The following is an 8,690-nucleotide window of genomic DNA, read 5'->3' on the forward strand; positions in this document are numbered from 1 at the left end:
CTCCAGGTGATAAACCGCTTGATGGTTTATTTCGCGCTCAATTGCACCGGTGTCGTCTCGATCAGCTTGCGCGAGACAATCATTGCCTTGGTTGCTTCTACATAGTGTTTGAAATGCGCAGAGGCGATATGGGACTTGTAGGCCTGCTCGTCGGCATAGATTTCAAAGAAGTGGAGCTTGTGGGGCTGATCCTTCTCGGCCACGGAGTAAATGGCGAGCACGCCCGGTTCGTCCCGTGCGGAAATTTCCATCTCTTCCTTGACGATCTGTGAGTAGCGTTCCAGTTGCTGCGGATCGATCTCAAGCTGTGCGACACGCACCACCACCGAAGGCGGGAACTGTTGTGCATTGGCCCAGCCTGATGCAAGCAGGCAAAGCGTCATGGAGCAGGTGGAAAACAAACGGCGAAGTTTCATGGTCGGTCCTTGATGTCATGGGTGGGGTTCTGGCTTGGGTGATTCAAAGGAGCATCACCTCCGGTAATCGTGTCGCGAGCACGTCGATGAGATGGCGCAGTCGCTTGGGCATCTGCCGCATCTGCGGCCAGACGGCGTGGCAATCCATGGTTGTAGGCGGGTGGTTTTCCAGAAGCTGGACGATTGCGCCCGAGCGCAGACGATCACGTATCAGCCAGGAAGGCAGCCAGCCGACCCCCATTCCGGCTTCGACTGCATCGGCGATTGAAGACAGATCATTCAGCCGGATGCGCGGCGCAAGGGGCAGGTTCTTGAGTTGGCCATCCATGTCGAAAACCGGCCAGGTCTGGGTGTAATCGCGCCGGTGATACAGAACCGCTTTGTGATCCATCAACTGCGCGATGGTGCGTGGATGCCCCTTTTCTGCCAGATAAGCCGGCGATGCACACAACAGTTTCTGTTGTACGGCCAGGTGCTGGGCTTGCAGGCCGTTCAACTGTGACAGTGGGCCAAAACGTATTGCCAGGTCGAAACCTTCGGCGATCAGGTCAACCGACTGGTCGGACAGGTGCAGATCAAGTTCCAGTTTTGGATGTTCGCGTGCCTGCTCCATCAGCAGCGGGGTCGCACAGTATTGGCCGAACAGGGCGGGCATGGTCACGCGCATGCGGCCGGCAATCTCGTGCATGCCGGATTCGATCAGAGACTGGGCTGAGCGGACTTCTTCCAGTGCGCGCAGGCAATGTTCGTAATAGAGCTGCCCATCCTCGGTCAGGCTCTGGGTGCGGGTGGTGCGATGGAACAGACGCACACCCAGCCGTTCTTCCACACGGGCAATCGCTTTGCCCACCGCAGAGCGTGTCAGCGCTAACTGCTCCGCAGCACGCGAAAAACCGCCTGCATTGACCACTTCAACGAACAGGGCAATGCCATCCAGAGGATCTCTCATAAATTCTCGGCTCTCAATTGGTGCCTGTGGTTCTACTTAAAGAGGAATAAATATCGGAAATGGTGATTATTACTCTACTATAAACTTCCTTCCCGTGGCTATTGGTGCCTGCACGGAGCCAGTACAGCGACTTGTCATCGTCGTTTTTCTTTCTCTCCATGGCTTAAGAAGGATTCATGAAGCATGTTGATTTCCATCATTTATGACAGTGGCTGGGGCCACACCGCCAGGCAGGCTCAGAGCGTGGCCGAGGGCGTTCGCCGGGTTGACGGTGCCGAGGCTCGGTTGATCGCGCTATCCGAAGGCTCGATAGCCTGGGATGTTCTTGAGGCCAGTGATGCAATCATTTTTGGCTCGCCTACCTACAACGGTGCTCCCAGCGCCCGCTTCAAGCAGTTCTGCGAGGACTCCACCCGGCTTGCCTGGAATGATTTGAAGTGGGGCAACAAGGTTGCCGCCGGCTTTACGAATTCGGGCGCGCAAAACGGCGACAAACTGCATTCGCTGATCTCCATGGCGCTGTTTGCCGCCCAGCACGGGATGTTGTGGGTAGGGCTCGATCTGAAGCCGGGTAACAACATCAGCACAGGCAGCGAGCAAGACCTCAACCGACTGGGTAGCTGGCTGGGCGCGATGGCGCAATCCAACGGCGATCAGGGGCCGGATGACGCTCCTGTCAATAGTGATCTGCAAACCGCTGCCTACCTGGGCCAGCGCGTGGCCGAAACAGTGCGCCGATTCCAGCCGGTCTGACCCGTAACTTCACTAGGCGAGCCCTCCCATGAAACTACTTTGTCTCGATGTTCCACAGCCCGGTGCCAGCCTGGAAAAGTACCAACCTCATATGCTGGACGAGGCACGTCACGCCTGGCAGCTCTACAAGAACGGCATCGTGCGCGACTTTTACTTCCGCCAGGACCGTCCCGGTGTTGCGCTGATTGTCGAGTGCGAATCGGTTGAAGCTACACGTCAGGCACTGCGCGAATTCCCGTTGGCCGAGGCCGGGCTCATCGATTGGGAAATCATCCCGCTGGGTCCGTTCACCAACTGGGAAATGCTCTTCGCGCCAGGTAATGCCTGATACGGATCAGTCACGTTACGTTGCGCCTGCCATCAGTCAGCCTTAAGAAATGGACATCAACGAAATCGTCTTGCGCCTGACGTGGCAGGAGTTTTGATCGAGGAGGAGATGGACATGATTGATTCAAGTCAACCAGCTCCTCCAGGCCGCTCACCACTTGTGCGCATTGCGCGGATTGAGGTTGATCCCGCAAAGCTCGATGAGTATCGGACAGCCTCCCGAAAAATCGTGGAGGCTGCGGGTGCGCTGGAGCCTGGAGTGATTGCTTTCTATGCCCTTGAAGTACGTGAGGTGCCAGGCCGGTTCTTTGTGGTCGAGGTATACCAGGATGCCGAAGCCTATTGCGCTCATCTGGATTCTCCTCATTTCAAGACCTACAAATCCACAGTGGCTCACATGGTCCAGTCTCTTGAACTGATCGAGACCGACGTTGTGGCCATTTCTTCATGACAAGCGAGGCATGCATAGCATGATGCTGTTTTTGTTCGCTAACCCGGCCTCTGCAACCTGCCTGCTGCCCGATGGACAGGGGGCGCAGGCATGACGGTCGATGCACTGTTTCATGCCTTTCTCTATCTGTGCGCGGGCGTGCTGGCTGTACCTGTCGCCAAACGGCTTGGGTTGGGCTCGGTATTGGGGTATCTGATCGCCGGGATCATCATTGGTCCGCTACTGGGGCTGGTGGGTGCCGAGGCGGAGCGCTTGCAGCATTTCGCCGAATTCGGTGTCGTGATGATGCTTTTTCTGGTCGGCCTTGAACTGCAACCGCAACAGTTATGGGAAATGCGTCATCGCCTGTTGGGGCTTGGTGGTTTGCAGGTACTGTTGACCACTCTGGCGGTCTGGGGCATCGCTGTTGCCATGGACGTGGAGTGGAAAACGGCGCTGGCCATCGGCCTGATTGCGACGGCTTCCTCCACGGCCATTGCGTTGCAGACCCTTGATGAGAAGCGCTTGCTTGACAGCGATGGCGGTCGGGCAAGCTTTTCGGTGTTGCTGTTTCAGGACATCTCAGTGATCCCGATGCTGGCGTTACTGCCATTGCTGGCCGTTCCCGGTTTGCTCGCAGGTAACGAGACCGAAGTCGCTCATGGTTCCGGCGCGACGTTACTCACCGGTTTACCGGGCTGGATGATCGGGGTGGTCACGCTGCTGGCGGTTGCGTCGGTGGTGGTCGGAGGGCACTACCTGACGCGACCTTTGTTTCGTTTTATCGCCACGGCGCAAATGCGCGAAATCTTCACGGCCAGTGCGCTGCTGCTCGTGGTCGGCACGGCGCTGCTCATGAGTCTGGTTGGTCTGTCGCCTGCGCTGGGGACTTTTCTCGCCGGTGTCGTGCTCGCCAACAGCGAATATCGACATGAACTGGAAAGCGATATCGGGCCGTTCAAGGGGCTGCTGCTGGGATTGTTTTTTATAACAGTCGGCGCAAGTATCGACTTCGCCTTGCTGTTTGAACATCTTGGGCTGGTTGTCGGTTTGACCTTGCTGTTGATTGTCACCAAAGCACTGGTGCTCTGGGCGATTGGCAGTCTGTTCCGGCTTCGGGGCATGGATCGATGGCTGCTTGCGCTGGGCCTGGCGCAAAGCGGTGAGTTTGCCTTTGTCCTGCTGTCTTTCAGCGTGGGCAGCGGTGTGCTGGCGCAAGGCATGGCCGAGCTTCTGCTGTTGGTCGTGGCGCTTTCGATGCTCTGTGCGCCGCTGTTATTCGTTTTTCTGGAACGGGTGATCCTGCCGCGTCAGGCAAAAAAACAGGCCCGTGAGGCTGATGCCATCGATGACGAGGGGGCGGTCATCATTGCCGGGTGCGGGCGTTTTGGTCAGATCGTCAATCGCCTGCTGAACGCCAATGGCTATAGCACGGTGGTTCTGGACATCAGCGCCGAGGTGGTTGAAACCCTGGCGCGATTTGACATCAAGACGTTCTTCGGCGATGCGTCGCGTCCTGATCTTCTGGAGGCGGCGGGCCTGATGAAGGCGCGTCTGCTGGTGGTTGCCATTGATGATCGCGCCCGTGCGTTGACCATTGTCCGCTATGCCAAGCGGGTGCGTCCCGACTTGCATGTGGTGGCTCGGGCTTATGATCGTCTGCATGTCTATGACCTGTTCAAGGCCGGGTGTGACGAGATTATCCGCGAAACCTTCGACAGCGCCGTGCGTGCAGGTCGCAACTCGCTGGAGGCGTTGGGTATGGAGCCCGGAGAGGCGCAAAAGACTGCCGATGCCTTCGTCAAGGGTGATCGCCATGCGCTATGGATGCTTGCTCAACTGTACGACCCGCAGATCCCTCCGGCAGAGAACCCTCCGTACGTGGCAATGGTGAAACAGGTTCATCAGGAAGAGACGGAGCAGATGATGGGCAGGCGCAGGGCTTCAAACGAAGCACCTCTTTAAAGCGGGATGATGCTCGCCTTGTTCGCGAATGAGCGGAGTCGCTCCTACGCAGCCTTCATTGGGGTAGGAGCAGATTCATCCGCGAAGAGGCTTACCGCATCTGCAAGATGATCACATTACTGCTTGCCGGATTGGTCCGTTCGCGAAGATCCTGCACATCCTTCACGGTGACCGGGCCGCCCTTGTTACCCCAGGAGGTGCGGATAAAGGTCAGGACGTCTGCGGTTTCCTGATCCGAGAGCTGATTGCGGAACGGCGGCATGCGATAGGCATCCGGTACTCCATCCGCAACGATACGTCCCGACCCGTTCAGGGTTACGTTGATCGACGATGCATGTTCCTTCGCCAGTGAGGATGAGGCGCCTGCCAGAGGCGGAACCCATTCTCCCTGTCCACGTCCGTCCGGCCCGTGACAGGAGCTGCATTTGGCCATGTAGGTGCTTGCACCCGGAACCTTCAACTGTTCGCTGACCGTCAGGTTGGCATTGGATTTTGCATCGTATTGCCATGGCTCGCCGTCACGCTTGGGGTCCCCCGGCAGCGATTTGAGGTAGTGCGCAACGGCCTTCAGGTCTTCGTCCGTCATGAACTGCGTGGAGTTGTTGAATACGTCGGTCATCGAGCCGAAAACAACGGCATGCTGGTTACGACCTGTCTTGAGGAAGCGTGCGATGTCTTCCTCGCTCCAGCGTCCAAGCCCGGTGTTTGGATCGTTGCGCAGGCTCGGCGCATACCAGCCATCCAGCAGTGCGCCGGAAACGAACGCCGGGCTGCGTTCGTCCAGGGCTTTCTCGTTCATGGCGAGGCCGCGCGGGGTGTGGCAACTGCCGCAATGCCCCGGACCTTGCACAATGTAGGCGCCACGAAGCCACAGCGGGTCTTTTGCGGTTTCAGCCTTTATATAGCTTCCCGAATCCGTGAAGACCGCGTTCCACAAGGCCAGCGGCCAACGCATGTTCAGTGGCCATGGGATTTCGCTCGGCTGGTTTTCCTGCTTGACGGGTTTTACGCCCTGCATGAAATACGCATAGAGCGCACGTATGTCGTCCTCGCTGAGCTTTTCATAGGAGGGATAAGGCATTGCCGGATAAAGCCTGTGGCCGTCACGGGCCACGCCCAGACGCAATGCCCGGTCGAATTCCGCCAGGCTGTAGTTGCCGATCCCGGTTTCCTTGTCGGGTGTGATGTTGGTGGCAAAGATTGACCCCAAGGGGGTCGCCATCTCCAGGCCGCCGGCAAATGGCGCACTGCTCGGTGTGCTATGGCATGCCACGCAGTCGCTGAGCCGGGCAACGTATTCGCCACGCTGGATCAGCTGCGCGGGCGCACTCGGAGGGCTGGCCACGCCGTCGAAGGGCGAGGCGGGTGTGCGTGTCACGAACCAGGCTACGCCGGCTGCCGCCACGACACTCACCGGCACCAGGATGGCAGCAACTTTCTTGAGTCTGCTTGTAGTCATCTGTGATCCCTAGGTGTCAGGCTTGTTGGTCTTTGAAGGTGTACCGAGACAGCGGCATGCTGCGAATCCGCTGGCCAGTCAGCCTGGCGACCGCATTGGCCACGGCTGGCGGAACGGCGGGCAACGGCGGCTCACCGATACCACCCATTTTCGCGCCGCTCTCGATGATCTTTACATGCACGCGGGGCATGCGATCAGGTGGCAGGATCGGATACATGTCGTAGTTGCGGGCGGCGGGGATGCCGTTCTCGTACACAGCTTCTTCAAGCAATACCTGTGAAAGCCCAAGCGCGACGGCACCGTTGACCTGGGCTTCGATGATGCCGGGGTTGACGATGCTGCCCGGATCGATGGCCTGCCAGATGTCGTGTACCTTGACCTGACCATTCTTGATCGAAACCTCCGCGATGACCGCTGCCTCGGTGCCGAAAGGGGACGCCATGGCAACGCCACGGGCGCGGAGCGTGCCGTCTTCGGCCGTGAAAGGGCCACGTTTCCAGCCGCCAGCCAGATCACCGACGGCACGCAGAAGGTTGGTCAGCCGCTCATTGTCTTTGAGCAAGTGCAGTCGAAGCTCGTAAGGGTCTTGTCCACCCTTGTCTGCCAGCTCGTCGAGGAAGGTTTCATACAGGAAATCATTCATCGAGTTGCCGACCGAGCGCCAGTAGCCAAGCATGACCGGGCTCTTCACATACAGCTGGGCAATCCTGCGATTGGGGATCGAATAGACCTTGCCGGCCAGCCCTTCAAGGGCCGTGGGGTCAATTTTCTCTCCCTGTTTGTTGCTGATGGCTTCGGTTGGGCCTTCGGTGGCGCTTACGGCTTCCAGTGCGACAGGCATGCCTTTGGCATCGAGTCCGCCACGGAAGCGAACGACGGCCATGGGGCGCAGTACATCGCGCAGGAATTCTTCTTCGCGGCTCCAGATCAGTTTGATCGGACGCCCGACTTCCTTGGCCAGCTGGATAGCCTGAGGGTAAGGCGATGCGCTGTTGTAGAGGAAGTGTCTGCCGAAGAAGCCGCCAAGTACCGGGGAATGAAGGTTGATCTTCGACGGTTCAAGGCCTGTTCTCTTGGCCACGTCGGCCAGGAACAGGTCCGGTGCCTGATTGGGCAGCCACAGGTCCAGTGTGCCGTCCGGGTTGAAACGCGCCAGCGCAGAAGGCGGCTCCAGCTGTGCGTGATGGACAAACTGGCTGTAATAAGTAGCGCTGACAACGGTATGGGCGCTGTCCAGGGCCTTGCCGGCTTCGCCTACAACCTCGTCGTCCTTGCCTGCACCGGGTTCGTTGGCCAGTCGCTCGCTGAAGGCTGCGCTGGAAAAGTCCGCCGGCATGTAGCGCAGATCCGAATCCGGGCCTGGCTCTTTCCAGTCCACCTGCACAGCTTCTACCGCACGTTTGGCCGTCCACCAGCGCTCGGCGACGACGGCGACCGCGCCGGGCAGGCGATGCACGGAGTGAACGCCTTTCATGGCCTTGATCTGGTCTTCGTTACGGATGGTGCCGACCGTCAGGCCGAGCCTTGGGGCGTGCTGTACGGCCGCGTGGAGCATGTCATCGACCTTGCAGTCGATGGTGTAGACGGTCTTGCCCGTAGACTTTTCGTAGCCGTCCAGACGTTTTACCGACTTACCGATCCAGCGGAACTGGCTCGGGTCCTTGAGCTTGACGCTGTCCGGGTCGGGGACCGGCAGGTCCATGGCGCGTGAGGCCAGTTCGCCGTAGCTCAACGTCCTGCCCGAAGCCGCATGAACGACCTGTCCAGGCTGGGTGGTGAGTTCACTGACCGGTACACCCAGACGTTCCGAACCCGCCTGCAATAACATCGCCCGGGTCAGGGCTCCGAGACGACGCATGGTGGGGTAGCTCATGCGTACCGACATGCTGCCGCCGGTGATCCGCATGCCGTTGCTCAGGACCACGTATTCACTGCCGGGAGAGGCGTTTTCCACGATAAAGGTGGCCGGGTCGGCATCCAGTTCTTCACCGACAATCTGCGCCATGGCGGTAAAAATGCCCTGGCCGCCTTCGATGAAAGGGCTTTGCAGGCGGATGGTGTTATCCGGGCGGATTTCGAGAAAGGCGGGGACTCGCGTTCCCGGAACCTCTGCCGCCACTCGGGCCTGAGCCCGTGCCTGGCCCATCGGCAGGCCGAAACCAAGGACCAGAGCACCTGCCATGGTGCCGGCCGATGCAATCAGAAAGCGACGCCGAGAGATATTGATCGCTTCCCCTGTCGGAAACGCCTCGCTTGCGTCGGGACTATTCGCCAACGTTGTCATTATGATTTCCTCAGGCTGCCATCTCTTTCAAGACGCATCCATTGCTCAGGTTCTAGGCTTTGTACGAAAAGTGGCTGCGCTCGGTGATGCTGCGTTAAAAACAGGCT

Annotated in this window: 8 protein-coding genes; 4 read left to right on the plus strand and 4 right to left on the minus strand. The window is 58.8% G+C overall.

Features of this window, described 5'->3' with window-relative positions; genetic code table 11:
- Positions 1-26: 26 nt before the first annotated feature.
- Both ACODS3_RS25790 and ACODS3_RS25795 read right to left on the minus strand, forming a co-directional pair.
- Entirely contained in the window at positions 27-416 is a 390-nt protein-coding gene (locus ACODS3_RS25790) for a putative quinol monooxygenase (RefSeq protein ID WP_025260352.1), read from the minus strand.
- Positions 417-459: 43 nt separating this feature from the next.
- A complete protein-coding gene (locus tag ACODS3_RS25795; RefSeq protein WP_489036863.1) occupies positions 460-1,365 on the minus strand; it encodes a LysR family transcriptional regulator in 906 nt (301 codons plus the stop codon).
- A gap of 183 nt (positions 1,366-1,548) precedes the next feature.
- On the opposite strand from ACODS3_RS25795, the gene ACODS3_RS25800 reads away from it, so the two are divergent.
- From ACODS3_RS25800 to ACODS3_RS25815, 4 genes are all read left to right on the plus strand, one after another.
- The gene (locus ACODS3_RS25800) at positions 1,549-2,118 is read left to right on the plus strand and encodes a flavodoxin family protein (RefSeq protein WP_489036865.1); all 570 of its coding nucleotides are present in this window, start codon (positions 1,549-1,551) and stop codon (positions 2,116-2,118) included.
- Positions 2,119-2,146: 28 nt separating this feature from the next.
- Positions 2,147-2,446: a superoxide dismutase gene (locus tag ACODS3_RS25805; protein WP_201020286.1), complete on the plus strand. Its 300-nt coding sequence runs from the start codon at positions 2,147-2,149 to the stop codon at positions 2,444-2,446.
- 114 nt (positions 2,447-2,560) lie between these two features.
- The gene (locus ACODS3_RS25810; protein WP_489036867.1) at positions 2,561-2,896 is read left to right on the plus strand and encodes a putative quinol monooxygenase; all 336 of its coding nucleotides are present in this window, start codon (positions 2,561-2,563) and stop codon (positions 2,894-2,896) included.
- A 90-nt stretch (positions 2,897-2,986) separates the two neighbouring features.
- Positions 2,987-4,840, plus strand: coding sequence for a monovalent cation:proton antiporter-2 (CPA2) family protein (locus ACODS3_RS25815; protein ID WP_201020284.1), 1,854 nt, complete (start codon positions 2,987-2,989; stop codon positions 4,838-4,840).
- Between the two features lie 91 nt (positions 4,841-4,931).
- Here ACODS3_RS25815 and ACODS3_RS25820 read toward each other — a convergent pair whose 3' ends face one another.
- Together ACODS3_RS25820 and ACODS3_RS25825 are read right to left on the minus strand one after the other, a co-directional pair.
- Positions 4,932-6,299 carry a c-type cytochrome gene (locus ACODS3_RS25820; RefSeq protein WP_201020283.1) on the minus strand — a complete coding sequence of 456 codons (1,368 nt, stop codon included), beginning with the start codon at positions 6,297-6,299 and terminating at the stop codon, positions 4,932-4,934.
- A gap of 16 nt (positions 6,300-6,315) precedes the next feature.
- The gene (locus ACODS3_RS25825; protein ID WP_304575668.1) at positions 6,316-8,583 is read right to left on the minus strand and encodes a xanthine dehydrogenase family protein molybdopterin-binding subunit; all 2,268 of its coding nucleotides are present in this window, start codon (positions 8,581-8,583) and stop codon (positions 6,316-6,318) included.
- Between the last annotated feature and the right edge of the window lie 107 nt (positions 8,584-8,690).

This window comes from Pseudomonas sp. FG43, from assembly GCF_057809175.1.

Bases quoted from the DNA above. Each gene is read 5' to 3' on its own strand.
- ACODS3_RS25800 (WP_489036865.1), top strand. From the start codon at position 1,549: ATGTTGATTTCCATCATTTATGACAGTGGCTGGGGCCACACCGCCAGG.
- ACODS3_RS25815 (WP_201020284.1), top strand. From the start codon at position 2,987: ATGACGGTCGATGCACTGTTTCATGCCTTTCTCTATCTGTGCGCGGGC.
- ACODS3_RS25820 (WP_201020283.1), bottom strand. From the start codon at position 6,299: ATGACTACAAGCAGACTCAAGAAAGTTGCTGCCATCCTGGTGCCGGTG.
- ACODS3_RS25825 (WP_304575668.1), bottom strand. From the start codon at position 8,583: ATGACAACGTTGGCGAATAGTCCCGACGCAAGCGAGGCGTTTCCGACA.
- ACODS3_RS25790 (WP_025260352.1), bottom strand. From the start codon at position 416: ATGAAACTTCGCCGTTTGTTTTCCACCTGCTCCATGACGCTTTGCCTG.
- ACODS3_RS25805 (WP_201020286.1), top strand. From the start codon at position 2,147: ATGAAACTACTTTGTCTCGATGTTCCACAGCCCGGTGCCAGCCTGGAA.
- ACODS3_RS25795 (WP_489036863.1), bottom strand. From the start codon at position 1,365: ATGAGAGATCCTCTGGATGGCATTGCCCTGTTCGTTGAAGTGGTCAAT.
- ACODS3_RS25810 (WP_489036867.1), top strand. From the start codon at position 2,561: ATGATTGATTCAAGTCAACCAGCTCCTCCAGGCCGCTCACCACTTGTG.